Origin of the sequence: Streptomyces sp. NPDC005496 (assembly GCF_042872045.1) — a bacterium.
Taxonomy (GTDB): domain Bacteria; phylum Actinomycetota; class Actinomycetes; order Streptomycetales; family Streptomycetaceae; genus Streptomyces.
In genome coordinates, this window is record NZ_JBIAJQ010000004.1 from 794,684 (window position 1) to 818,780 (window position 24,097).

25 protein-coding genes are annotated in these 24,097 nt (G+C 72.0%); 15 read left to right on the plus strand and 10 right to left on the minus strand.

All coding sequences use genetic code 11. The features are described 5' to 3' along the window. Positions 1 to 38: 38 nt before the first annotated feature. On the plus strand, positions 39 to 1,424 hold the full coding sequence (locus tag ACFYQQ_RS15815) for an NADP-dependent succinic semialdehyde dehydrogenase (RefSeq protein ID WP_355783744.1): 1,386 nt from the start codon (positions 39 to 41) through the stop codon (positions 1,422 to 1,424). A gap of 25 nt (positions 1,425 to 1,449) precedes the next feature. After that, a complete protein-coding gene (locus tag ACFYQQ_RS15820) occupies positions 1,450 to 1,689 on the plus strand; it encodes a DUF6213 family protein (protein WP_355783747.1) in 240 nt (79 codons plus the stop codon). A gap of 39 nt (positions 1,690 to 1,728) precedes the next feature. Here the strand turns inward: ACFYQQ_RS15820 and ACFYQQ_RS15825 are convergent, their stop codons facing one another. Continuing rightward, positions 1,729 to 2,403: a transcriptional regulator gene (locus ACFYQQ_RS15825; RefSeq protein WP_355783750.1), complete on the minus strand. Its 675-nt coding sequence runs from the start codon at positions 2,401 to 2,403 to the stop codon at positions 1,729 to 1,731. 198 nt (positions 2,404 to 2,601) lie between these two features. Here ACFYQQ_RS15825 and ACFYQQ_RS15830 point away from each other — a divergent pair, with 198 nt between their 5' ends. From ACFYQQ_RS15830 to ACFYQQ_RS15840, 3 genes are read left to right on the plus strand one after another with little or no spacing between them, the layout of a single operon-like run. Next, on the plus strand, positions 2,602 to 3,675 hold the full coding sequence (locus tag ACFYQQ_RS15830; protein WP_355783753.1) for a type III polyketide synthase: 1,074 nt from the start codon (positions 2,602 to 2,604) through the stop codon (positions 3,673 to 3,675). Continuing rightward, positions 3,672 to 4,886 (plus strand): cytochrome P450, encoded by a 1,215-nt coding sequence (locus tag ACFYQQ_RS15835; protein ID WP_355783756.1) that lies wholly within the window; start codon positions 3,672 to 3,674, stop codon positions 4,884 to 4,886. The genes ACFYQQ_RS15830 and ACFYQQ_RS15835 overlap by 4 nt, the downstream gene beginning before the upstream one ends. 7 nt (positions 4,887 to 4,893) lie before the next feature. Continuing rightward, positions 4,894 to 5,424: a cupin domain-containing protein gene (locus ACFYQQ_RS15840; RefSeq protein WP_356164600.1), complete on the plus strand. Its 531-nt coding sequence runs from the start codon at positions 4,894 to 4,896 to the stop codon at positions 5,422 to 5,424. Positions 5,425 to 5,460: 36 nt separating this feature from the next. On the opposite strand, the gene ACFYQQ_RS15845 is transcribed toward ACFYQQ_RS15840, so the two are convergent. After that, the gene (locus ACFYQQ_RS15845; protein WP_356164602.1) at positions 5,461 to 6,687 is read right to left on the minus strand and encodes an acyl-CoA dehydrogenase family protein; all 1,227 of its coding nucleotides are present in this window, start codon (positions 6,685 to 6,687) and stop codon (positions 5,461 to 5,463) included. A gap of 169 nt (positions 6,688 to 6,856) precedes the next feature. On the opposite strand from ACFYQQ_RS15845, the gene ACFYQQ_RS15850 reads away from it, so the two are divergent. After that, the gene (locus tag ACFYQQ_RS15850) at positions 6,857 to 7,501 is read left to right on the plus strand and encodes a TetR family transcriptional regulator (protein ID WP_356164604.1); all 645 of its coding nucleotides are present in this window, start codon (positions 6,857 to 6,859) and stop codon (positions 7,499 to 7,501) included. Positions 7,502 to 7,526: 25 nt separating this feature from the next. Here ACFYQQ_RS15850 and def read toward each other — a convergent pair whose 3' ends face one another. Beyond that, positions 7,527 to 8,066, minus strand: coding sequence for a peptide deformylase (gene def, locus ACFYQQ_RS15855; RefSeq protein ID WP_356164606.1), 540 nt, complete (start codon positions 8,064 to 8,066; stop codon positions 7,527 to 7,529). Between the two features lie 153 nt (positions 8,067 to 8,219). Between def and ACFYQQ_RS15860 the strand changes: the two genes are divergently transcribed. From ACFYQQ_RS15860 to ACFYQQ_RS15880, 5 genes are all read left to right on the plus strand, one after another. Further along, entirely contained in the window at positions 8,220 to 9,458 is a 1,239-nt protein-coding gene (locus ACFYQQ_RS15860; RefSeq protein WP_355792021.1) for a MurT ligase domain-containing protein, read from the plus strand. Between the two features lie 15 nt (positions 9,459 to 9,473). Next, the gene (locus tag ACFYQQ_RS15865) at positions 9,474 to 10,202 is read left to right on the plus strand and encodes a glutamine amidotransferase (protein WP_121408719.1); all 729 of its coding nucleotides are present in this window, start codon (positions 9,474 to 9,476) and stop codon (positions 10,200 to 10,202) included. 201 nt (positions 10,203 to 10,403) lie between these two features. Further along, positions 10,404 to 11,429, plus strand: a complete 1,026-nt coding sequence (locus ACFYQQ_RS15870; protein WP_355792023.1) for a 6-phosphofructokinase — start codon at positions 10,404 to 10,406, stop codon at positions 11,427 to 11,429. Positions 11,430 to 11,593: 164 nt separating this feature from the next. Continuing rightward, positions 11,594 to 12,547 (plus strand): cytochrome c oxidase assembly protein, encoded by a 954-nt coding sequence (locus ACFYQQ_RS15875; protein ID WP_355795853.1) that lies wholly within the window; start codon positions 11,594 to 11,596, stop codon positions 12,545 to 12,547. Positions 12,548 to 12,631: 84 nt separating this feature from the next. Beyond that, complete coding sequence (locus ACFYQQ_RS15880) at positions 12,632 to 12,790, plus strand: hypothetical protein (protein WP_356164609.1); 159 nt, start codon at positions 12,632 to 12,634, stop codon at positions 12,788 to 12,790. Positions 12,791 to 12,856: 66 nt separating this feature from the next. Here the strand turns inward: ACFYQQ_RS15880 and ACFYQQ_RS15885 are convergent, their stop codons facing one another. The 4 genes from ACFYQQ_RS15885 to ACFYQQ_RS15900 all read right to left on the minus strand — a co-directional run bounded on the left by ACFYQQ_RS15885 (position 12,857) and on the right by ACFYQQ_RS15900 (position 17,091). Further along, a complete protein-coding gene (locus tag ACFYQQ_RS15885) occupies positions 12,857 to 14,062 on the minus strand; it encodes a histidine kinase (RefSeq protein ID WP_356164611.1) in 1,206 nt (401 codons plus the stop codon). A 91-nt stretch (positions 14,063 to 14,153) separates the two neighbouring features. Further along, positions 14,154 to 15,896 carry a cation acetate symporter gene (locus ACFYQQ_RS15890; RefSeq protein ID WP_355784315.1) on the minus strand — a complete coding sequence of 581 codons (1,743 nt, stop codon included), beginning with the start codon at positions 15,894 to 15,896 and terminating at the stop codon, positions 14,154 to 14,156. A gap of 33 nt (positions 15,897 to 15,929) precedes the next feature. Beyond that, positions 15,930 to 16,325 carry a hypothetical protein gene (locus ACFYQQ_RS15895; protein WP_355784317.1) on the minus strand — a complete coding sequence of 132 codons (396 nt, stop codon included), beginning with the start codon at positions 16,323 to 16,325 and terminating at the stop codon, positions 15,930 to 15,932. Between the two features lie 10 nt (positions 16,326 to 16,335). Further along, positions 16,336 to 17,091 carry a response regulator transcription factor gene (locus ACFYQQ_RS15900; RefSeq protein ID WP_355784320.1) on the minus strand — a complete coding sequence of 252 codons (756 nt, stop codon included), beginning with the start codon at positions 17,089 to 17,091 and terminating at the stop codon, positions 16,336 to 16,338. A gap of 122 nt (positions 17,092 to 17,213) precedes the next feature. On the opposite strand from ACFYQQ_RS15900, the gene ACFYQQ_RS15905 reads away from it, so the two are divergent. The 4 genes from ACFYQQ_RS15905 to ACFYQQ_RS15920 all read left to right on the plus strand — a co-directional run bounded on the left by ACFYQQ_RS15905 (position 17,214) and on the right by ACFYQQ_RS15920 (position 20,719). Beyond that, on the plus strand, positions 17,214 to 17,717 hold the full coding sequence (locus ACFYQQ_RS15905; RefSeq protein WP_355784324.1) for an Lrp/AsnC family transcriptional regulator: 504 nt from the start codon (positions 17,214 to 17,216) through the stop codon (positions 17,715 to 17,717). Positions 17,718 to 17,839: 122 nt separating this feature from the next. Continuing rightward, a complete protein-coding gene (ddaH, locus tag ACFYQQ_RS15910) occupies positions 17,840 to 18,670 on the plus strand; it encodes a dimethylargininase (RefSeq protein ID WP_355784326.1) in 831 nt (276 codons plus the stop codon). Beyond that, complete coding sequence (rocD, locus tag ACFYQQ_RS15915; protein ID WP_355784329.1) at positions 18,667 to 19,893, plus strand: ornithine--oxo-acid transaminase; 1,227 nt, start codon at positions 18,667 to 18,669, stop codon at positions 19,891 to 19,893. Before ddaH ends, rocD begins: the two co-directional genes overlap by 4 nt. Before the next feature lie 100 nt (positions 19,894 to 19,993). After that, the gene (locus tag ACFYQQ_RS15920) at positions 19,994 to 20,719 is read left to right on the plus strand and encodes a lysophospholipid acyltransferase family protein (protein WP_355784332.1); all 726 of its coding nucleotides are present in this window, start codon (positions 19,994 to 19,996) and stop codon (positions 20,717 to 20,719) included. 55 nt (positions 20,720 to 20,774) lie between these two features. Here the strand turns inward: ACFYQQ_RS15920 and ACFYQQ_RS15925 are convergent, their stop codons facing one another. From ACFYQQ_RS15925 to ureG, 3 genes are all read right to left on the minus strand, one after another. Next, the gene (locus ACFYQQ_RS15925) at positions 20,775 to 22,370 is read right to left on the minus strand and encodes an alpha/beta hydrolase (protein WP_356164620.1); all 1,596 of its coding nucleotides are present in this window, start codon (positions 22,368 to 22,370) and stop codon (positions 20,775 to 20,777) included. A 137-nt stretch (positions 22,371 to 22,507) separates the two neighbouring features. Continuing rightward, entirely contained in the window at positions 22,508 to 23,260 is a 753-nt protein-coding gene (locus ACFYQQ_RS15930; protein WP_355794776.1) for an urease accessory protein UreD, read from the minus strand. After that, complete coding sequence (gene ureG / locus ACFYQQ_RS15935) at positions 23,257 to 23,940, minus strand: urease accessory protein UreG (RefSeq protein WP_355794774.1); 684 nt, start codon at positions 23,938 to 23,940, stop codon at positions 23,257 to 23,259. Before ureG ends, ACFYQQ_RS15930 begins: the two co-directional genes overlap by 4 nt. Positions 23,941 to 24,097 lie beyond the last annotated feature (157 nt).

Consider the following 24,097-nt stretch of genomic DNA (forward strand, 5'->3'; position numbering starts at 1 on the left):
GAGGGTCGAAGGACAGCCCCGCTCTCAGGAGGTCGGCCATGCCCATCGCGACGGTGAATCCGGCGAACGGCGAGACACTCAAGACGTACGACGCGCTGGGCGCCGAGGAGATCGAGCGCAGGCTCGCCACCGCCGCGGCGACGTTCCGCACCTACCGCACCACCCCCTTCGCCGAGCGCGCGCGGCTGCTGCTCCGGGCCGCCGACCTGCTGGACGAGGACCAGGACGACATCGCGCAGGTGATGACCACGGAGATGGGCAAGCCGGTCAAGCAGGCCCGCGCCGAGGCGGCGAAGTGCGCCAAGGCGATGCGCTGGTACGCCGACCACGCCGAGGAGCTCCTCGCCGACGAGGAGCCGCCCGAGTCCGCGGCGCGCGACTCCGGCGCGTCCCGGGTCATCGTGCGCTACCGGCCGCTCGGCCCGGTGCTGGCCGTGATGCCGTGGAACTTCCCGCTCTGGCAGGTGGTCCGGTTCGCCGCGCCCGCGCTGATGGCGGGCAACGTGGGCCTGCTCAAGCACGCCTCGAACGTGCCGCAGACCGCCCTCTACCTGGAGGACCTCTTCCGCCGCGCCGGTTTCCCCGACGGCTGCTTCCAGACGCTGCTCATCGGATCCGGCGCGGTCGAGGACATCCTGCGCGACCCGCGGATCAAGGCGGCGACCCTCACCGGCAGCGAGCCGGCCGGCCGCGCGGTCGCGTCCGTCGCCGGTGAGGAGATCAAGAAGACGGTCCTGGAGCTGGGCGGCAGCGACCCGTTCGTCGTCATGCCGTCGGCCGACATCGACAAGGCCGCGCGGACGGCGGTGACGGCGCGGGTCCAGAACAACGGGCAGTCCTGCATCGCCGCCAAGCGGTTCATCGTCCACACGGACGTCTTCGACGACTTCGCCGAGCGCTTCGCCGCGGCCATGAAGGACCTCACGGTGGGTGACCCGATGGAGGAGGGGACGGACGTCGGTCCGCTCGCCACCGAGCAGGGCCGCGGCGACCTGGAGGAACTCGTCGACGACGCGGTGGAGAACGGCGCGACGGTCCTGTGCGGGGGCGAGCGGCCCGAGGGCTCCGGCTGGTTCTACGCGCCGACGGTCCTCGCCGACATCACCCCCGAGATGCGTATCCATCAGGAGGAGGCGTTCGGGCCGGTGGCCACGCTCTACCGGGCCGCCGACCTGGACGAGGCGGTCGAGATCGCCAACGACACGCCGTTCGGTCTGAGTTCGAACGTGTGGACGCGGGACGAGGCCGAGGTGGACCGGTTCGTGCGCGATCTGGAGGCGGGCGGCGTGTTCTTCAACGGGATGACGGCCTCCCATCCGGCCTTCCCGTTCGGCGGGGTCAAGCGGTCCGGCTACGGGCGTGAGCTGTCGGGGCACGGAATCCGAGAGTTCTGCAACATCACCACTGTGTGGCACGGAGCGTGAGCATCCGGCAGCTACGATCCCCTGTGTGAACCGCGAAGTGACCCTCCCCCTGATCGTCGACGACCGCGGCACGCTGCAGGTGTCGGCCGCGGACGTCAGCAAGCTGCTGCGCACGGTGGGCGGCCGGTGGCTGCATCTGGTGGAGGCCGGCCAGGACGGACTCGACGAGGACACGGTCGCGACCCTCACCATCGAACTCGCCAAGCTCGCCGACCGCATCGACGTCGCCTGCATCGCGCACAGCAGCGGTACGTCGGTGGGCTGACCGGGGGCCGGCCGTCCTCCGTGGACGGCCGACCCCCGGTCAGGCCGTCCGCTGGTCGAGTTCCCACAGGGCGTGCCAGAAGCGGGCCTCGCAGCCCTGCAGCAGACGGCCGTGACGCAGCGCCCTGTCCTCGTCGATCCGGCCGACGTCGATCCCTTCCTGGACGGCGGCCGACGCACGGCGCTCCAGCTCGGGGGCGGGCTCCGCGAAGAAGTCGAAGAACGCGCACGCCTCGTCGTCGAAACCGTGGTGGCGGCGCAGCGCCTCGGCGATCGCCGCGCAATAGCCGCCCCACGCCGCGAAGTTGGCGCTGAGCGCGAGGACGACGTCGGACGGCGACGCGTTCAGGGCCAGCCAGGCGACGTACGCGGGATAGGCCTGGCAGTCCGCGAGCGGCTCGTAGGCGGCCGCGCTCGTCTCGTCCGCCCCGCACGCGGCGGCGTACGCGCCGAGCCGCTCCTGCGCCAGCGCCTCGCCCTCGGCGAGCAGTTCGAAGAAGGCCGCGCTCGCCGGTTCGCCCGCCGACCGCCCCGCCAGATGCAGGAACGCCCGCCGGTCCGCGGCGATCACGTGCCGCTGCTCCAGGGCGAGCGCGGCGAGCGTGGAGCGCCGGGCCGCGCCCCGCGTGATCACCGGCAGCAGCCGGTTGGCGTGCGGGTCCGGAGCGAGCTCGCCCGTGGTGCTCTCCAGCAGTTCCCCGGCGGTCCGCGTCATCGCCCACTCCTTCGGTCCGGCTGCCCCGTGACCCCCGTGACCAGGTTGCCACGCCGTCCGCGTGTTCCCCGGTCTGGAGTAGTCCGACGCGATATCCGGGCGCCCCCGGGTGATCGTGGGGACACCACCGTTCCGTGGTGAACCACCCTTCCGCCGGGGGACGAAGCGTTCCCCGGAAGCGAAAGTAGGCGCTTCGACATGGCGACTTTGTGCAGACCCGCGGTTTCAGTCCCCGAACACGTCATCACGATGGAGCAGACGCTGGAGCTGGCCCGCTCCCGTCACCCCGACCATCCCCAACTCCCGCTGGCACTACGGCTGATAGAGAACACCGGGGTCCGCACCCGGCACATCGTCCAGCCGATCGAGGAGACGCTGCGGCACCCCGGCTTCGAGGACCGCAACAAGGTCTACGAGCGCGAGGCCAAGGCCCGTGTCCCCGCGGTCGTGCAGCGGGCGCTGGACGACGCGGAACTCCTCGCCACCGACGTCGACGTGATCATCTACGTCTCGTGCACCGGTTTCATGATGCCGTCGCTCACTGCCTGGCTGATCAACGAGATGGGCTTCGAGAGCGACACCCGGCAGATTCCCATCGCGCAGCTCGGCTGCGCCGCGGGAGGCGCCGCCATCAACCGCGCGCACGACTTCTGCACGGCCTATCCCGAGGCCAACGCGCTCATCGTGGCCTGCGAGTTCTGCTCGCTGTGCTACCAGCCGACCGACCTCGGTGTCGGTTCCCTGCTGTGCAACGGCCTGTTCGGTGACGGCATCGCCGCCGCCGCCGTGCGCGGCCGGGGCGGCACGGGCATCCGGCTGGAGCGCAACGGCTCGTACCTGATCCCCAAGACCGAGGACTGGATCATGTACGACGTCCGGGCCACCGGTTTCCACTTCCTGCTGGACAAGCGGGTGCCGACCACGATGGAGCCGCTCGCCCCGGCGCTCCAGGCGCTCGCGCGGCAGCACGACTGGAACGCCTCCGACCTGGACTTCTACATCATCCACGCCGGCGGCCCGCGCATCCTCGACGACCTCAGCACGTTCCTCCGCGTACCGCCGGAGGCCTTCCGCTTCAGCCGGGCGACCCTCACGGAGTACGGCAACATCGCCAGCGCCGTGGTCCTGGACGCGCTGCGCCGGCTGTTCGACGAGGGCGGCGCGGAGCACGCCTCGCGCGGGCTGCTCGCGGGCTTCGGCCCCGGCATCACCGCCGAGATGGCCCTGGGCCGCTGGCACGACGCGGCCCACGAGACGACGGTGACGGGATGACGGAACAGACGATCACCGGGGCGCTGCCGCCCGTACGGCACTGGCCCGCCCTCCATCTGACCGGCGTGGAGTTCGACCCCGTGCTGGCCGAGCTGATGCGCGAGGGCCCGGTCACCCGGATCCAGCTGCCGCACGGCGAGGGCTGGGCGTGGCTGGTGACGCGCCACGACGACGTGCGCATGGTCGCCAACGATCCCCGGTTCAGCCGGGCGGCGGTCATGGGACGGCAGGTCACCCGGCTGGCGCCGCACTTCATCCCGGCGGCGGGCGCGGTGGGCTTCGCCGACCCGCCCGACCACACCCGGCTGCGCCGCTCGGTCGCGGCGGCCTTCACGGCCCGCGGGGTGGAACGGCTGCGCGAGAGCGCCCGCCGCATGCTGGGCGACCTGGTCGACGAGATGATCCAGGACGGTCCGCCGGCGGACCTCACCGAGGCGGTCCTGAGCCCCTTCCCCATCGCGGTCATCTGCGAGCTGATGGGGGTGCCCGCCGAGGACCGGCGGAGCATGCACACCTGGACCCAGCTGATCCTGTCCTCCTCGCACGGGGCCGAGGTCAGCGAGCGGGCCAAGGACGAGATGAGCGCCTACTTCGCGAAGCTGGTGGGCGACCGGCGGGACAGTACGGGCGAGGACGTCGGTTCGCTGCTGGGCGCGGCGGTGGGCCGGGACGAGCTGACCATGGACGAGGCGGTCGGTCTCGCCGTGCTCATCCAGATCGGCGGCGAGGCGGTCACCAACAACTGCGGGCAGATGTTCTACATCCTGCTGACCCGCCCCGACCTGTGGGAGCGGCTGCGCGCCGAGCCGGAGATCCGGCCGCAGGCCATCGACGAGCTGCTGCGCTACATCCCGCACCGCAGCGCGGTGGGCCTGTCGCGCATCGCCACCGAGGACGTGGACATCAGGGGCGTCCGGATCCGGGAGGGCGACGCGGTGTACGTGTCGTACCTGGCCGCGAACCGCGACCCGGACGTCTTCCCGGACCCGGAGCGGATCGACTTCTCCCGCAGTCCGAACCCGCACGTCTCCTTCGGGTTCGGTCCGCACTACTGCGTGGGCGGCATGCTCGCCCGGCTGGAGTCGGAGCTGATGGTCGACGCGCTCGTCGACCGGGTGCCCGGGCTGCGGCTCGCGATCCCGGCGGCCGAGGTCCCGTTCCGCCGGGGCGCGCTCATCCGGGGGCCCGAGGCCCTGCCCGTGACCTGGTGACCGGCTCATGACGGCGCTCACCCCGCCCGAGGGGCTCCTCGTACCGCCCGGCCACGGCCGGACGGTGCGCACCCCCGCCCAGCACGTGACCTTCAAGGTGACGGGCACCCACTCGCGCAGCGCGTCCAGCTTCGAGGTGGTCGTGCCGCCGGGCTTCGACGTGGGGGCGCATGTGCACACGCGCAGCGAGGAGCTCTTCTACGTGCTCGAAGGCGAGCTGGACGTGCTCGCCTTCGAGCCCCGGGTGCGGACCCCGGACCACTGGCAGCGGTGGGAGTCCGGCACGGGGAACGGGATCGTGCGGGCGACCCCGGGCACGGTGATCGTCGTGCCGCCGGGGTGCCCGCACGCCTTCGCGAACCCGACGGACACGCCCGCGAAGATGTTCTTCCAGGCGTCGCCGCCGCCGGATCACGAGCACTACTTCGAGGAGCTGCTGGAGATCCTGTCGGCGGGCGGTCCCCCCGACCACGCGGCGATCGAGGAGCTGCGCTCGCGCTACGACATCGAGCAGCTGACGCCCCTCAGACACCGCTGAGCCGCCGGAGGGGGCCGGCGCTTTGCCGGACACGGCCTAGCGGATCGGCATCCCGGAGAGGGTGCGGGCGATCACCAGGCGCTGGATCTCGCTCGTGCCCTCGAAGATGGTGTAGATCGCGGCGTCGCGGTGCATGCGCTCCACCGGGTACTCCCGGGTGAACCCGTTGCCGCCGAGGATCTGGAGCGCCTGGGCGGTGACCTTCTTGGCGGTCTCGCTGGCGAAGAGCTTCGACATCGAGCCCTCGGCGGCGGTGAACGGCTTGCCGTTGACCGCCATCCAGGAGGCACGCCAGACCAGCAGGCGGGCCGCGTCGATCGAGGTCCGCATGTCGGCGAGCTGGAAGGCGACGCCCTGGTTGTCGATGATCGGGCGGCCGAACTGCTCGCGCGTCTTGGCGTACTCCAGCGCCTCCTCGTACGCGGCGCGGGCGGTGCCGACGGCCATGGCGCCGACGGCCGGGCGGGACGCCTCGAAGGTGGCCATCGCGGCGTTCTTCACGCGCTCGCCGCCCTTCCTGGCGCGCTCGCGGGCCCGGGCGAAGCGCTCGTCGAGCTTCTCCTTGCCGCCGAGCAGGCAGGAGCCGGGGACCCGGACGTTCTCCAGGACGACCTCGGCGGTGTGCGAGGCGCGGATGCCGTGCTTCTTGAACTTCTGGCCCTGGGAGAGGCCGGGCGTGTTCGGCGGGACGATGAAGGAGGCATGGCCCTTGGAGCCGAGCTCGGGGTCGACGACCGCGACGACGACGTGAACGTTGGCGATGCCGCCGTTGGTCGCCCAGGTCTTGGTGCCGTTGAGGACCCACTCGTCCTTGGCCTCGTCGTAGACGGCGCGGGTGCGCATGGAGGCGACGTCGGAGCCGGCGTCGGGCTCGGAGGAGCAGAACGCGGCGACCTTGACATCGTTGGCGTCGCCGTACATCTGGGGGATCCAGGTGCCGATCTGCTCCTCGGTGCCGTTGGCGAGGACGCCCACCGCGGCGAGGCCGGTGCCGACGATCGACAGGGCGATGCCCGCGTCGCCCCAGAACAGCTCCTCCATCGCCATCGGGATGCCGAGGCCGGTGGCGTCGAAGTACTGCTGCGCGTAGAAGTCCAGGGAGTAGATGCCGACCTTCGCCGCCTCCTGGATGACCGGCCACGGCGTCTCTTCACGCTCGTCCCATTCGGCGGCCGCGGGGCGGATGACGTCGGCGGCGAAGCCGTGCAGCCAGTCCCGGACCTCCTTCTGTTCGTCGTTGAGCTCCATGGTGAACTCGGCCATGACCCCTCCAGCGCTGCAATCGCGTGTTACTTGCGGTAACGCGAGTCTGTTACCGGCCGGTAGGAAAAGTCAACTCCCGGATCCCGTTCGGCAGCCCGTTCGATCCGACGACGCCTGTGAGTGTTAGTTTGCGCAGGCGTCACCAAATAAGCACGGGTGGGGAGAGCACATGGAGACCACGCAGCGGACCGATCAGCAGAGGTCCGCCGACCGCCGCCGGCGCGAGCTGCTGGAGGCCGCCGACCGGGTGGTGCTCCGCGACGGCCCCGGCGCCTCGATGAACGCGATCGCCGCGGAGGCGGGGATCACCAAGCCGATCCTCTACCGCCACTTCGGCGACAAGGGCGGACTCTACGCGGCCCTCGCCAAGCGGCACACGGACGCCCTCCTCGAAGCGCTGCGGGCCGCACTGGACGCCCCGGCCGACCGGAGGGAGCGCGTCGAGAAGACACTGGACACCTATCTGGCGGCCATCGAGGCCCGCCCGCAGGTGTACCGCTTCCTGATGCATCCGGCGGAGGCCGGACAGCCGGGCGAGCAGGGCTTCGACGTCGGCCTGCACTCAGCTCCCCTGCTGCGCCGCATGGGCGAGGAGCTCGCGGAGGTCATCGAGGAACGCGTCGACCTCGGCCCCGGCAGCCAGCAGCTCGCCCGGGTCTGGGGACACGGCATCGTCGGCATGATGCACGCGGCCGGCGACTGGTGGCTCGGCGAACGGCCCTGTCCCCGCTCCGAGTTGGTACGGAGCCTCGCCGACCTGCTGTGGGGCCGGCTGGCCGCCGCCGGCGACAAGGCGGGCGGCCCCGGCTTCTGACCCCGCGACGGGCGCCCGAGCGGCCTCAGCGCGCCCAGGAGGCCCGCGCCGCCCGGCGCAGCACCCGGCGGCGCCGCCACCCCGTGACCCGGTCCGGGTACACCAGGCCGTCGAGGTGGTCGCACTCGTGCTGCAGACACCGGGCGAACCAGCCGGTGGCGTGCACCGCGACCGGCTCACCGGTCACCGTGAACCCCTCGACGACCGCGTGGTCGTACCGCTCGGTGCCCGCCTCCAGTCCCGGCAGCGACAGACAGCCCTCCGGACCGCGCAGCACCACCCCGTCCGCCGTGACGAGCCGCGGGTTCACCACGTGTCCCAGATGGCGGACGTCCTCGTCGTCGGGACAGTCGTACACGAACACCCGCAGCGGCTCCCCGACCTGGTTCGCCGCGAGGCCGACCCCCTGGGCCGCGTACATCGTCGCGAACATGTCCTCGACCAGCCCGGCCAGTTGGGGACCGAAGTCCGTGACGTCCCGGCAGGGGGCGTGCAGGACGGGGTCGCCGAGCAGGGTGAGGGGCCGGACTCGCCCTCGGGCGCCCGGGATGGAGCCTTGTCGCATGGCGGCAAGGGTACGGTCCTCAATGTCGCGCGAATGTCGCGCGGGCACCGTGACGGTGCCGCGATTCGGGCACGTGAGTGGATCTCGATAGGCTGAGGGCCACACGGTGCCGGGGGCAGAGGCGCGGCGCGTACGCAAGGAGGATCGAGAACGATGTCAGGCAACTCGGACCCGCTGACGCCGCGGGCCAAGCTGGCCGTGACGGCGGGCAAGGCGGCCGCGGCTGTCTCGCGTGCCGCTGGACGCGGCAGCGGATCGGTGATCGGCGGCCGGGTGGCACTCAGGCTCGACCCCGACCTGCTGGCCCGGCTCGCCACACACCTGGACGTGATCCTGGTGTCGGCCACGAACGGCAAGACCACCACGACCCGGCTGATCGCCGAGGCGCTGCGCGCCGCGGGCCCGGTCGTCTCCAACGCGCTGGGCGCGAACATGCCCGCCGGGATCACCTCGGCGCTGGCCGGCGGCTCCGACGCCAAGTTCGCGGTCATCGAGGTCGACGAGAAGTACCTGGCCGGAGTCGCGCGCGACACCGACCCCAAGGCGATCGCGCTGCTCAACCTCTCGCGCGACCAGCTCGACCGCGCCGCCGAGACCCGCATGCTCGCCGAGCACTGGCGCGAGGGCCTGGCCGGCACCAAGTCCGTCGTGGTCGCCAACGCCGACGACCCGCTGGTCGTGTGGGCCGCCTCCTCCTCGCCGAACGTGGTGTGGGTGGCCGCGGGCCAGATGTGGAAGGACGACGCCTGGTCCTGCCCGTCCTGCGGCGGTGTGATGCAGCGCCCCGGCGACGACTGGTTCTGCGGGGAGTGCGGTTTCCGCCGCCCCACGCCGAGTTGGGCGCTCTCCGGCGACTACGTCCTCGACCCGCACGGCTCCAGCTGGCCGATCCACCTCCAGCTGCCCGGCCGCGCCAACAAGGCGAACGCCGCCTCCTCCGCCGCCGTCGCCGCCGTGTTCGGCGTGCCGCCCCAGGTCGCCCTGGAGCGCATGTACCAGGTGCAGGCCGTGGCCGGACGCTACGACGTCGTGCAGTTCATGCAGCGCGACCTGCGGCTGCTGCTCGCCAAGAACCCGGCGGGCTGGCTGGAGACGTTCTCGCTGATCGACCCGCCGCCGACCCCGGTCATCCTGTCGGTGAACGCGCGCGGCGCCGACGGCACCGACACCTCCTGGCTCTGGGACGTCGACTACACGCGGCTCACCGGCCACCCGATCTTCGTGGTCGGCGACCGGAAGCTGGACCTCGCGGTGCGTCTGGAGGTCGCCAACCAGCACTTCCAGGTCTGCGAGAACCTCGACCAGGCCGTGCAGGCGGCACCGCCGGGACGCATCGAGGTCATCGCGAACTACACCGCGTTCCAGGACCTGCGCCGCCGCGTCGGAAACTGACCCAAGAGGATGACCATGACTGACAACCAACTGCGGCTGGTGTGGATCTACCCGGACCTGCTCAGCACGTACGGCGACCAGGGCAACGCCCTCGTCGTCGAGCGCCGGGCCCGTCAGCGCGGCCTCGACGTGGCCCGCCTCGACGTGCGCAGCGACCAGCCGATCCCGACCTCGGGCGACATCTACCTGATCGGCGGCGGTGAGGACCGGCCGCAGCGCCTCGCGGCGGAGCGGCTGCGCCGCGACGGCGGTCTCCACCGCGCGGTCGGCAACGGGGCGATCGTCTTCTCCGTCTGCGCGGGCTACCAGATCCTCGGCCACGAGTTCATCAACGACCTCGGCCAGCGCGAGCCCGGCCTCGGTCTCCTCGACGTGGTCTCCACCCGCGGCGAGGGCGAGCGGTGCGTCGGCGACGTGCTCGGCGACATCGACGCGCGTCTCGGCCTGCCGCCCCTGACGGGCTTCGAGAACCACCAGGGCATCACCCACCTGGGCCCGACGGCGCGCCCGTTCGCGAACGTGCGGCTCGGCAAGGGCAACGGCACCGGCGACGGCACCGAGGGCGCGTACAACGACACGGTCTTCGGCACCTACATGCACGGTCCCGTGCTGGCCCGCAACCCGCTGATCGCCGACCTGCTGCTGAAGCTGGCGCTCGACGTCAACGCGCTGCCGCCGATCGACGACCGGTGGTACGAGGCGTTGCGGTCCGAGCGGATCGCGGCGGCCCAGCAGCCCGCCTGAGGCACGGCGCGCCGTCCGCCCGCGGCCCCCGCGAAACGGTTCAGCAGAGCCCGTCTGGCACGGGTTCCGCTCACCTGTGCGGGGGCGTCCAGCAGGCGGACGCCCGGTGCGTCCCCGCCCCCTCCCGCCGGTAGGGTGGCGGGGATCCAGCCGGACAACGTGGTCCGGTCCCCGGCCCACGTGGAGAAGGTATTTCGGGCTATGCGCATTGGTGTCCTCACCTCCGGCGGCGACTGCCCCGGTCTGAACGCCGTCATCCGGTCCGTCGTGCATCGTGCCGTCGTCGACCACGGCGACGAGGTCATCGGCTTCCGGGACGGCTGGAAGGGCCTTCTGGAGTGCGACTACCTCAAGCTCGACCTCGACGCGGTGAGCGGCATCCTCGCTCGCGGCGGCACCATGCTCGGTTCCTCCCGGGTCCAGCCGGCGCATCTGCGTGACGGCGTCGAGCGGGCCAAGGGACACGTCGCCGAGCTGGGCCTCGACGCGATCATCCCGATCGGCGGCGAAGGCACCCTGAAGGCCGCCCGCCTCCTGTCGGACAGCGGGCTGCCGATCGTCGGTGTCCCCAAGACCATCGACAACGACATCGCGGTCACGGACGTCACCTTCGGGTTCGACACGGCCGTCGGCGTCGCCACCGAGGCCCTGGACCGGCTGAAGACCACCGCCGAGTCCCACCAGCGCGTGCTGATCGTGGAGGTCATGGGCCGCCACACCGGCTGGATCGCGCTGCACTCCGGCATGGCGGCCGGTGCCCACGCCATCGTCGTGCCGGAGCGCCCCTTCGACATCGAGGAGCTGGCCGCGAAGGTCGGCGAGCGCTTCGAGGCCGGCAAGCGGTTCGCCATCGTCGTGGCCGCCGAGGGCGCCAAGCCCCGCGAGGGCACGATGAGCTTCGACGAGGGCGGCAAGGACATCTACGGGCACGAGCGCTTCGCCGGCATCGCCCGCCAGCTCTCCCTGGAGCTGGAGGAGCGCCTCGGCAAGGAGGCCCGCCCGGTGATCCTCGGGCACGTCCAGCGCGGCGGCACGCCGACCGCGTACGACCGTGTCCTCGCCACCCGGTTCGGCTGGCACGCCGTGGAGGCCGTGCACCGCGGCGAGTTCGGCATGATGACCGCGCTGCGCGGCACCGACATCGTGATGGCGCCGCTCGCGGACGCGGTCGAGACGCTGAAGACGGTGCCCGACGAGCGCTACGCCGAGGCGGAAGTCGTTCTCTGACCCGCCGGAGATGCCCGGGTTCCGTCCCACTCGTGCGAAGTCCTGCCCCCGGTCGCAGCCGCGACCGGGGGCAGTTCTACTCTGGTGCGGACAGACAGCGCACAAACCCCACCCAGAGCCGTAAAAGGGCCGGGAGGGCACCCCCACGAAACAGGAGCCGGCGGATGGATCACAGCGGGCACGGCATGTCGACGGATCTGCCGCCGTTCACGCTGGGACGCGGCCTGGAGTGGTCCCCGGACCCCTTCTTCCTCGTCGCCTGCCTGCTGGGGCTCGGCCTGTACGGATGGGGCGTCGTGCGCCTCGCACGGCGCGGGGACACGTGGTCGCCCGGCCGGACCGCGTCCTTCGTCGTCGGCGTGCTGACCGTCCTGCTCATGATGTGCACCCGGCTGAACGACTACGGCATGGTCATGTTCAGCGTGCACATGGTGCAGCACATGGTGATCAGCATGCTGTCGCCGATCCTGATCCTGCTCGGGGCGCCGATCACGCTGGCGCTGCGCGCGCTGCCGGTGGCCGGGGTCCGCGGGCAGAAGGGGCCGCGCGAGATCCTGCTGATGTTCCTGCACAGCCGCTACATGCGGATCATCACGCACCCGGCGTTCACCATCCCGCTCTTCATCGCGAGTCTGTACGCCCTGTACTTCTCGCCGATCTTCGACTTCCTGATGGGGTCCAGGACCGGTCACGTCGCGATGATGTGCCACTTCCTCGCCGTCGGCCTGGTCTTCTTCTGGCCGATCATGGGCGTCGACCCCGGCCCGCACCGGCCCGGCTACCTGATGCGGATGCTGGAGCTGTTCGCGGGCATGCCGTTCCACGCCTTCTTCGGGATCGCGCTGATGATGGCGTCGGCGCCGATGGTCAAGACGTACGAGAACCCGCCCGCCTCGCTCGGCATCGACGCGCTCGCCGACCAGAACGCGGCGGGCGGCATCGCCTGGGCGTTCAGCGAGATCCCCTCGGTGCTGGTGCTCCTCGCGCTGCTCTTCCAGTGGTACGGCTCCGAGCAGCGGCAGGCCCGCCGGACCGACCGGGCCGCCGACCGCGACGGCGACAAGGAGCTGGAGGCCTACAACGCCTACCTCGCCTCGCTGGACGCGCGGGGGCGCTGAACCGGCCCTCTCCCGTCCCGGGTGACCCGTTCCGCGCCGGATCGGGGCACCATGGAGGTGGACGAACCAGAGGAGGGTGTCGCGATGCCCGGTTCCACGAAGACCATGGGGGTGCTCACCATAGGTGGGCTGGTCGCGGTGACGGCCTACACGGTGGCGTTGGGGAGCAACGGCTGGCTGTGGTTCGGCTGGGTCGTGCTCGGTCTGATCACGCTGGGGATGGTGGCCACCCGTACCACCTGAGGCGCGGGTCCCGGGCCGGCAGCCGGCCGTCCCGGGGACCGGGTCCGGGGGCGCCTCCCCCGGCCGTCAGTCGCCGGGCAGCCGTCCCGCGGAGTGCACGCCCGGCTGGTACTTCGGCACCCGGGCCGTGATCTTCATGCCCGCGCCCACGGCGGTCTCGATGACGAGGCCGTGGTCGTCCCCGTAGACCTGGCGCAGCCGCTCGTCGACGTTCGACAGGCCGATGCCGCCCGACGGGCTGACCTCGCCGGCGAGGATGCGGCGCAGCAGTGCGGGGTCCATGCCCACCCCGTCGTCCTCGATGACGACCAGCGCCTCGGCACCGGCGTCCTGGGCGGTGATGCTGATGCGGCTCTTGTCCGTCCTGCCCTCCAGCCCGTGCTTGACGGCGTTCTCCACCAGTGGCTGGAGGCAGAGGAAGGGCAGCGCGACCGGCAGCACCTCGGGGGCGATCTGCAGGGTGACGGAGAGCCGGTCGCCGAAGCGGGCGCGGACGAGCGCCAGGTAGTGGTCGATGGCGTGCAGCTCGTCGGCGAGGGTGGTGAAGTCGCCGTGCCTGCGGAAGGAGTAGCGGGTGAAGTCCGCGAACTCCAGCAGCAGTTCGCGGGCGCGCTCGGGGTCGGTGCGCACGAACGAGGCGATCACCGCGAGCGAGTTGAAGATGAAGTGCGGGGAGATCTGCGCACGCAGGGCCTTGATCTCGGCCTCGATCAGGCGGGTGCGGGAGCGGTCGAGGTCGGCGAGTTCCAGCTGGACCGAGACCCAGCGGGCGACCTCGGCCGCGGCCCTGACCAGGACGGCGGACTCGCCGGGCGCGCAGGCCACGAGGGCTCCGTGCACCCGGTCGTCGACCGTGAGCGGGGCGACGACGGCCCAGCGCAGGGGGCAGTCGGGCGTGGCGCAGCTCAGCCGGAACGCCTCGCCGCGGCCGGAGTCGAGCGGGCCTGCGAGCCGTTCCATGATCTCGCCCCGGTGGTGCTCCCCCACCCCGTCCCAGGCGAGGACGCTCTCCTGGTCCGTGAGGCAGAGGGCGTCCGTGCCGAGCAGGGTGCGCAGCCGCCGCGCGGACTTGCGGGCCGTCTCCCCGGTGAGGCCGGCGCGCAGCGGGGGTGCGGCGAGGGAGGCGGTGTGCAGGGTCTGGAAGGTGGCGTGCTCGACGGGTGTGCCGAGGCCCCCGAGGCTGCGGGGCCGGGAGGTGCGCCTGCCGAGCCAGAAGCCGGCGGCCAGCAGGGGCAGTACGGCGACGCACAGGCCGGCCAGGAAGCCGCTCACGCCCGTGCCCCCGCCCCGTGGGGGAGCGCGCTCAGCGCCTTCGGCGGCGTCCCGCCCGCTGCCGGGACCGGGCCGGTCCCCCGTGCACTGCTCACGCCTCGGCCTCCTTCGGGTGCGGTACGGCGGTGCGCCGCGGCTCGGACAGCTCCTCCGGCAGGTGGAAGCGGGCCAGGATCGCCGCGGTCCCCGCGGGCACCCGGCCGGGCGTGGCCAGGGACACCAGCACCATGGTGAGGAAGCCGAGCGGTACGGACCACAGCGCTGGCCAGGCGAGCAGCGCGTGCAGGGTGCCGGTGCCGGGGTAGCCGGCCATCGTCGCGGCGACGGCCACGAACGCGGCGCCGCCCCCGACCAGCATCCCGGCCGCCGCGCCGGGCGGGGTCAGCCGCCGCCACCAGATGCCGAGGACGAGCAGCGGGCAGAAGGAGGACGCGGACACCGCGAACGCGAGACCCACCGCGTCGGCCACGGGCAGCCCGCCCACGAGCATGCTCGCCGCCAGCGGTACGGCCATGGCGAGCACCGTCCCGAGGCGGAAGTGCCGTACTCCGCGGGCGGGCAGCACGTCCTGGGTGAGGACGCCCGCCACGGCCATGGTGAGTCCGGAGGCCGTGGACAGGAACGCGGCGAAGGCGCCGCCCGCGACCAGTGCCCCCAGCAGGTCGCCGCCGAGGCCGCCGATCATGCGGTCGGGGAGCAGCAGGACGGCGGCGTCGGCGTCCCCGGTCACGGTCAGCTCGGGGGCGTACAGCCTGCCCAGTGCCCCGTAGACCGGGGGCAGGAGGTAGAAGGCGCCGATGAGGCCGAGCACCGCGACGGTGGTGCGGCGGGCGGCGACCCCGTGCGGGCTGGTGTAGAAGCGGACCACGACGTGCGGGAGTCCCATGGTGCCGAGGAAGGTGGCGAGGATCAGGCCGTACGTGGCGTAGAGGGGGCGTTCCTCGCGGCCCGGGGCGAGCGAGGTCGACATGCCGCCGTCGTCGGCGCGGCCGGCGGCGGGGACCGGGGTGCCCGCGGCGAAGGACAGCCGGGTGCCCTGGGCGATGTGGTGGACGCCGGCCGGCAGCCGCAGCCGCTCCCGCGTGTGCCGGCGGCCGTCGACGGTGCCGGTGACCGTGACGGCCAGCGGCTCGGCGAGGTCCAGGTCGAGGCTGTCGTCGACGTGGACGACGCGCTGCTCGCGGAACGCGGCCGGCTCCTGGAAGGCGTGGCGGGGCGCGCCGTCGCCCTGCCAGGCGAGGACCAGGAACAGGGCGGGCACCAGCAGCGCGGTGAGCTTGAGCCAGTACTGGAAGGCCTGGACGAAGGTGATGCTGCGCATGCCGCCCGCGGCGACCGTCGCGACCACGACGAGCGCGACGAGCAGCCCGCCGAAGCGGTCGGGCGCGTCGGTGAGCACCGCCAGCGTGAGCCCCGCTCCCTGGAGCTGGGGCAGCAGGTAGAGCCAGCCGACTCCGACGACGAAGGCGCCGGCCAGCCGCCGGACCGGCTGGGAGGCGAGCCGCGCCTCGGCGAAGTCGGGCAGGGTGTACGCCCCGGAGCGGCGCAGCGGCGCGGCCACGAAGAGGAGCAGCACCAGGTAGCCCGCGGTGTAGCCGACCGGGTACCAGAGCATGTCCGGCCCCTGGACCAGGACGAGCCCCGCGATGCCGAGGAAGGAGGCCGCGGACAGGTACTCGCCACTGATCGCGGCGGCGTTGAGCCGCGGCCCGACGGTGCGGGAGGCGACGTAGAAGTCGGAGGTGGTCCGGGAGATGCGCAGTCCGAAGGCGCCGACCAGGACGGTCGCGAGGACCACCAGGGCGACGGCGGGGACGGCGTAGCTCTGGTTCACCGGGCGCGGCCAGTTCTCGTGTACGGGGTCATCTCAGCGGTCCTCGACCAGCCGGACGAAGTCCTTCTCGTTCCGTTCGGCCCGGCGCACGTACCAGCGGGCCAGCAGCACCAGCGGCGGGTAGAGGCCGAAGCCGAGCACCGCCCACTCCGCGCCCGCTCCGTCGGGCAGCGCGGCGAAGACGAGGGGCAGCGGGCCGATCAGGAGCACCAGGACGGCGAACACGGTGAGGGCGGCCCGCAGTTGGCTGCGCATGAGGGAACGGACGTAGGTGTGCCCGAGCGTGGTCTGCTCGTCGATCTCGGTCCTCGGCCGGTAGGAGCCCGCGGCGTGCGGGTACCGTCCGCGCGAGCGCAGCCGGGCGTGCGAGAGTGTGCGCCGGGGCACTCCGGTGACGACGACCCGGCGTTCGGTGGGGTCCTGCGGCACGCCGTCCCCCTCAGCCCGCGGTCCGGCGCAGCAGCAGATCACGCAGTTCGCGGGCGTGACGGCGGCTGACCTGGAGTTCGACGGCGCCGACCAGGACGCTGACGGTGCCCGCGTCCAGGCGGAGTTCGTCGACGTGGCGCAGGGCCACGAGGTGGCGCCGGTGGATGCGGACGAATCCGCGGGAGCGCCAGCGCTCCTCCAGGGTGGAGAGGGGGATGCGCACGAGGTGGCTGCCCTGGTCGGTGTGCAGGCGGGCGTAGTCGCCCTGGGCCTCGACGTGGGTGATGTCCTCGACGGCGACGAAGCGGGTGACTCCGCCGAGCTCGACGGATATGTGGTCCGGGTCGGGTTCGTGCACGGGGATGAGCGGGGCGGCGTCCATGAGCTGGGCGGCGCGCCGGACCGCCTCCGCGAGCCGCTCCCGGCGCACGGGTTTGAGCACGTAGTCGACGGCCTTGAGGTCGAAGGCCTGGACGGCGAAGCCCTCGTGGGCGGTGACGAACACGACCAGCGGCGGCTTGGCGAACCCGGTGAGCAGGCGGGCCATGTCCAGTCCGTCGAGCCCGGGCATGTGGATGTCGAGGAAGACCACGTCGATGGCCTCGGGCCCGTCGGGTCCCGATTCGAGCGCGCGGTTGATCCGGCGCAGTGCCTCGGTCGCACCGCTCGCCCCCTCGGCGCTGCCGACCCGTGGATCGGCGTTCAGCAGGTAGAGGAGCTCCTCGAGGGAGGGTTGTTCGTCGTCGACGGCGAGCGCGCGCAGCATGAAGGTGGAGTGTAAGAGGAATTCGTACGCGTGGACATGTGCGGGCGCGGACGTTCCCGCCGTCCGGGGCGCGGGTGCGGCGGCGGACCCGGTGCCGGGCCCGTGCTGGATACAGTGCCGCCATGAACAGCAAGCCCGCCGTGTTCGACGACCTCGACCGCAAGATCATCACGGCTCTGATGGCGAACGCCAGGGCCACCTTCGCGGAGATCGGGGCGGTGATCGGGCTGTCGGCCACCGCGGTCAAGCGCCGGGTCGACCGGTTGCGGGAGACCGGGGTGATCACGGGTTTCACGGCCACGGTGAAGCCGACGGCGCTCGGCTGGCGCACCGAGGCGTACGTCGAGGTGTACTGCGAGGGCGCGGCCCCGCCCCGGCGGCTGGCCGAGGTGGTCCGCAACCATCCGGAGATCACCGCGGCGATGACCGTGACCGGCGGCGCGGACGCGCTGCTGCACGTACGGGCGACGGACGTGGAGCACTTCGAGGAGGTGCTGGAGCGGATCAGGACCGAGCCGTTCATCCGGAAGACGATCAGCTACATGGTGCTGTCCCACCTGCTGCCGGAGGCTCCGGAGGCGGGGGCGACCCACGCCGCCCCGGAAGACGCAGCAAACATGCGCTGACCACCGCGATCACGCAGCAATGCTGCGCACACGCGCAGCTCTCCACACTTGTCGCCTGTATCCCCTCATTCCTACCGTGGAAGCATCCCAGTCGACACCGCAGGAAGCGGAGGAACCTCTCTGTGCCCGACAGCCGTGTGCCGCGCCCCCGGCGCTTTCTCGTCTGCGAACCCAGACACTTCGCCGTGCAGTACGCCATCAATCCGTGGATGCATCCGGACCATCATGTCGACCCCGGTCTCGCCCACGGGCAGTGGCAGGCGCTGATCCGCGCCTACCGCGCCCACGGCCACACCGTCGACGTCGTCGACCCCGTCTCCGACCTCCCGGACATGGTGTTCGCGGCGAACTGCGCGCTCGTCCTCGCGGGCCGGGTCTTCGGCTCGTACTTCCTCGCCCCGCAGCGCCGGCCCGAGTCCCTGGCCTACGAGAGCTGGTTCAAGACGGCCGGCTTCGACGTCTACCGCCCGGAATCGGTGTGCGAGGGCGAGGGCGACCTGGTGCCGGTCGGCGACTACGTCCTGGCGGGCACCGGCTTCCGCACCACCCGCGAGGCCCATCACGAGGTCCAGGAGTTCTTCGGCGTCCCGGTCGTCAGCCTCCAGCTGGTGGACCCGCGCTTCTACCATCTGGACACGGCGCTGTTCGTGCTGGACGACGGGAAGGGCGGCGGCGAGGCGAACATCGCGTACTACCCGGAGGCGTTCTCGCCCGGCAGCCGCGAGGTGCTGACGCGCCTCTTCCCGGACGCGGTGATCGCCACCCGCGAGGACGCGATGACGTTCGGGCTCAACTCCGTATCCGACGGCCGCCACGTCTTCATCTCGCCGCGCGCCACCGCCCTCGCCGACCAGCTCGACCGCCACGGCTACGCCCCCGTCCCCGTCGACCTCTCGGAGTTCCACAAGGCCGGCGGTGGCATCAAGTGCTGCACTCAGGAGATCCGCTCATGACCGCTCCCGCCCCCGCGCGCACCTCCGCCGACGTCATCCGCGCCGAGGCACCCGTCCTCGCGCACAACTACCACCCGCTGCCGGTGGTCGTCGCCCGTGCCGAGGGCAGCTGGGTGGAGGACGTCGAGGGCCGCCGCTATCTGGACATGCTGGCCGGCTACTCGGCCCTCAACTTCGGCCACCGCCACCCCGCCCTGATCGAGGCCGCGCACCGCCAGCTCGACCGGCTGACCCTCACCTCCCGCGCCTTCCACAACGACCGGCTCGCCCGGTTCGCCGAGTCGCTGGCCGAACTGACCGGCCTCGACATGGTGCTGCCGATGAACACGGGCGCCGAGGCGGTGGAGAGCGCCGTCAAGGCGGCCCGCAAATGGGCGTACGAGGTCAAGGGCGTCCCGGCGGACCGCGCGACGATCGTCGTGGCCTCGGGCAACTTCCACGGCCGTACGACCACCATCGTCAGCTTCTCCACCGACGAGAGCGCCCGCGCCGGCTTCGGCCCCTTCACCCCGGGCTTCCGCGTGGTGCCGTACAACGACCTCGCCGCTCTGGAGGCCGCGCTCGACGAGACGACGGCCGCGGTGCTGATCGAGCCCATCCAGGGCGAGGCGGGCGTCGTCATCCCCGACGACGGCTATCTGACCGGCGTGCGCGAGCTGACCCGGCGTGCCGGGTGCCTGTTCATCGCGGACGAGATCCAGTCGGGGCTCGGCCGCACCGGGCGCACCCTCGCCGTCGACCACGAGAACGTCGTGCCGGACATGCTGCTCCTCGGCAAGGCGCTGGGCGGCGGCATCGTGCCGGTGTCCGCCGTGGTCGCCCGGCGCGAGGTGCTGGGGGTGCTGCGTCCCGGCGAGCACGGCTCCACGTTCGGCGGCAACCCGCTGTCCGCGGCGGTCGGTTCGGCCGTCGTGGAGCTGCTGGAGACCGGCGAGTTCCAGCGCCGGGCCGCCGAACTGGGGGTCGTGCTCAGGGGCGGGCTCGACGATCTGGTGGGCCGGGGTGTGGTGGGCTTCCGCGCGCGCGGGCTGTGGGCGGGAGTGGACATCGACCCGGCGATCGGCACGGGCCGCGAGATCAGCGAGCGCCTCATGCGGGAGGGGGTTCTGGTCAAGGACACCCACGGGTCCACCATCCGGCTCGCCCCGCCGCTGACCGTCACCGGTGAGGAACTGGGGTCCGCTCTCGGGGCTCTGGAGAAGGTTCTGGCGCACGGGGCCTGATACCGGCCACGTGACGACAGAGCGTGACGCCGGGATGGTTACGCCCGGCGACGGCCGTGCCTACACTGATCGCTCCCCTGGGGAATGAAGGAGCGGCAGAGTGTTCTACTACGTGCTCAAGTACGTGCTTCTCGGTCCGTTGTTGAGGCTGGTGTTCCGGCCTCGGATCGAGGGCCTGGAGCACGTGCCGTCGTCGGGCCCGGCCATAGTCGCCGGCAACCACCTGTCCTTCTCGGACCACTTCCTGATGCCCGCGATCCTCAAGCGGCGCATCACCTTCCTCGCGAAGGCCGAGTACTTCACCGGCCCCGGCATCAAGGGGAAGCTGACCGCGTTCTTCTTCCGCAGCGTCGGGCAGATCCCCGTGGACCGCTCGGGCAAGGAGGCCGGCCAGGCGGCCATCCGCGAGGGACTGTGCGTCCTGGCCAAGGACGAGCTGCTAGGCATCTACCCGGAGGGCACCCGCTCGCACGACGGCCGCCTCTACAAGGGCAAGGTCGGCGTCGCGGTGATGGCGCTCAAGGCGGGCGTGCCGGTGATCCCCTGCGCGATGATCGGCACGTTCGAGGCGCAGCCGCCCGGCCAGAAGATCCCGAGGATCCACCCCGTGGTGATCCGGTTCGGCACCCCGCTCGACTTCTCCCGCTACGCCGGGATGGAGAACGAGAAGGCCATCCTGCGCGCCGTCACCGACGAGATCATGTACGCCATCCTCACGCTCTCCGAGCAGGAGTACGTCGACACGTACGCGGCCGTCGCGAAGGCCGAGGCGAGCGCGGAACGGGCGGAGCGGGCCCGCAGGTTCCCGCGGCTGCCGCTGAGCTGACGGCGAAGGGGGCGGCCGGAGTACCGGCCGCCCCCTCGTCGTGAACCGGGCGCTGTTACGGCTTGGGCGTGGCGTGCGGAGCGCACGTCACGTCGGCCGCGTCGGTCTTGCCCGTGAGCAGGTAGGTGTCCACCCGCTCGTTGATGCACGGGTTGACCAGGCCGGTCACACCGTGCGAGCCCGCGTCCTTCTCGGTGATCAGGCGGGAGCCCTTGAAACGCTTGTGCAGCTCGACGGCGCCCTCGTACGGGGTGGCGGCGTCATTCGTGGACTGCACGATCAGGACGGCCGGCAGACCCTTGCCGGTCCGGACGTTCAGCGGGGTCTGCTGCTTGGCGGGCCAGGTGGCACACGGCAGGTTCATCCACGCGTTGGCCCACGTCATGAACGGGTAGTCCTTGTTGAGCCGCGTGTTGTCCCGGTCCCACTTCTGCCAGCTGGTGGGCCACTTGGCGTCGGTGCACTCGACCGCGGTGTAGACGGCGTTGCTGTTCTCCGAGGCCTTGTTGCCGGCGATGTCCGACGGGTCCGGGGCCGCGGCGTCGACGAGCGCCTGGGTGTCGCCGGCGACGTACTTGCTGAACACCGTCGCGATCGGAACCCACGACGAGTCGTAGTACGGGGCGCTCTGGAAGAAGCCGATCAGCTCGGCCGGTCCGACGACGCCGCCGAGCGGGCTCTTCTTTGCGGTGGCGCGCAGCTTGAGCCACTGCTCCTGGACCTCGGCACGGGTGTCACCGAGGTGGAAGGTCGCGTCGTTCTTCGCGACCCAGTCCTCCCAGTCCTTCCAGCGGCCCTCGAAGGCGACGTCCTGGTCGAGGTTGGCCTCGTACCAGATCTTCTCCCGCGAGGGGTTGACCACGCTGTCGACGACCATGCGGCGGACGTGGCCCGGGAAGAGCGTGCCGTAGACGGCGCCCAGGTACGTGCCGTAGGAGACGCCCAGGTAGTTGAGCTTCTTCTCACCGAGGGCGGCCCGGATGACGTCCAGGTCGCGCGCGGTGTTCGGCGTGGTCATCTGCGGCAGCATGTCGCCGCTGCGCTCGGCACAGCCGTCCGCGTACTCGGCGGCGAGCTTGCGCTGGGCGCGCTTGTCCGCCTCGGAGTCCGGGACCGGGTCGGCCTTCGGCGCCTTGACGAACTCCTGCGGGTCGATGCAGGAGATGGGGGCCGAGTGGCCGACGCCGCGCGGGTCGAAGCCCACGAAGTCGTACGCCTTCGCGGCGTTCGCCCAGATCGGGTTCTTGTTGGTGACCCGGGTCGGGAAGCGCATGCCCGAGCCGCCGGGGCCGCCCGGGTTGTAGACGAGGGCGCCCTGGCGCTCCTCCTTGGTACCGGTGTTCCCGATGCGGTCGACGGCGAGCTTGATCTGCTTGCCGTTGGGACGCGCGTAGTCGAGCGGCACCGTGACCCAGCCGCACTGGATCGGCTTGGCGAAGCCCCAGTCCGCCGGACAGTCCTGCCAGTCGATCCCGGCCTTGGCGGCCTTGGCCGCCGCGATCGCGGCACCCCTGGCCTGCCGGTCCTGACCGTGCCGGGCGTCGGCCGCGGCCGACGGCGCCGCGACGGCTCCGGCTATCAGGGTCGCGGTGACGAGCGCTCCGGCCGAACCGAGCGCGGCCACCCGCCTCGTCGGTCTGATACCACTCAAGTGGGACCTCCCCGTACATCGTTGCGATTGGTACGGGGATCCTTTCTGCTGTGAGACCCCTGAGAACAGAGGCCACGTGGCTTCTTTACTAATCCGATAACCGGTGCGCGCTGCTCCGTTGAGCGGGGCAGGCCCCGTCAGCCCAGTGCGCGCAGCGCCTCGTCGAGCGTCCGCCGCAGTCTCAGCGCGTCCGGCGCGAGGGCGCTCACGAGCACCGCGGGACCGGCGAGCGGAGTCAGCGCGGCGCTCTCCCCGAACAGTCGCGGCTCCTCCGGCTGCTCCTCGAACTCGGGTCGTACGACGACGAGTTGGCCCAGCGCGCGGTGACCGCCCAGCACGGCGGGGCCATCCCAGCCACCGGGTGCACCGGGCCCGCAGGACAGCTCCTGGTCCAGCACGGTCCTCGTGCCGAGGCGCACGGTGAGACGGCTGGTGAGCCGCCCCGGTTCCTCACCCGCGCGCCCGAGCACCTGCTCCTCGCGGAACACGAGCCGGGCGCCGGCGGCCAGGTCGACGCGGGAGGAGACGTGCAGTTCGCTGCCGTTCGCGGAGATCAACTGCTCGGGCATCCAGCGCAGTTCACCCCCGGCGGCGACGGTGAGCCGGACGTCGTAGCGCGCCTCGCCCTTGGCCTGGCCCGGCAGGGCGATGGTGGCGGCGGCCGACCCCACGTGCAGGCGGGCACCCTCGCCGGCCGTCGCCTCGACGGTGAGGTGGTCGCCGCCCAGCGGGCCGCTCATCGCGCCGACGATCATCACGCGCGCCTCGGAGCCGTGGGCGCGCGTACGGCGGGGCGCCAGCGGGCCCTCGCCCTCCAGCACCGGCAGGGACGTGCCGCCTCTGCCGTCGGCGCGCGCCTCGATCCGCGCGGTGGCCCGTACTCCTGTCATGCCGTCCACGCCGCGTACTGCCGGCGCACCCACGCCGCGACGTCCGCCACCCCGGCCTCGCTCCTCAAGGACTGGAATACGACGGGGAGTTCGGCCCGCTGCGCCTTGGCGTCGGCGGCCATCCGCCCCAGGTCGGAGCCGACGTGGGGCGCGAGGTCCGTCTTGTTCACGACGAGCAGGTCGGCGGTGGTCACCCCGGGTCCGCCCTTGCGCGGGATGTCGTCACCGCCGGCGACGTCGATCACGAAGATCTGCGCGTCGACGAGGCCCTTGGAGAAGGTGGCCGTCAGGTTGTCCCCGCCGGACTCGACCAAGATGAGGTCCAGGCTCCCCAGTTCGTCCTCCAGGTCCTCGACCGCCTCCAGGTTGGCGGAGATGTCGTCCCGGATCGCGGTGTGCGGGCAGGCCCCGGTCTCCACGGCGGCGATCCGCTCGGGCGGCAGGACGGCCTCCCGCAACAGGAACTCGGCGTCCTCGCGCGTGTAGATGTCGTTCGTCACGACGGCGAGGGACAACTCGTCGCGCAGCGCCCGGCAGAGCGCGGCGACGGTCGCGGTCTTGCCCGAGCCGACGGGCCCGCCGAGCCCGATGCGCAGCGCGCGCCGGCTGCCGTCGGCCCGGTGGGCGTCGGCTCCGACGGCCGCGGGCCCGTCGTGGTGGTGGGAGTGGTCGAGGTGCATGAGCGGCTCCAAGTGCGTGTGGGCGCGTTCCGGCACGGACGGCGCGTCCGGCCGACGGGCGGGTCCGTGCGGATCGGTACGGGGCAGGGCGTCCGGGATGCGGAACCTCGGACGGCGGGTCGGGCAGGGGCGGCGGGGGACGCGGACTCGCGCGCCG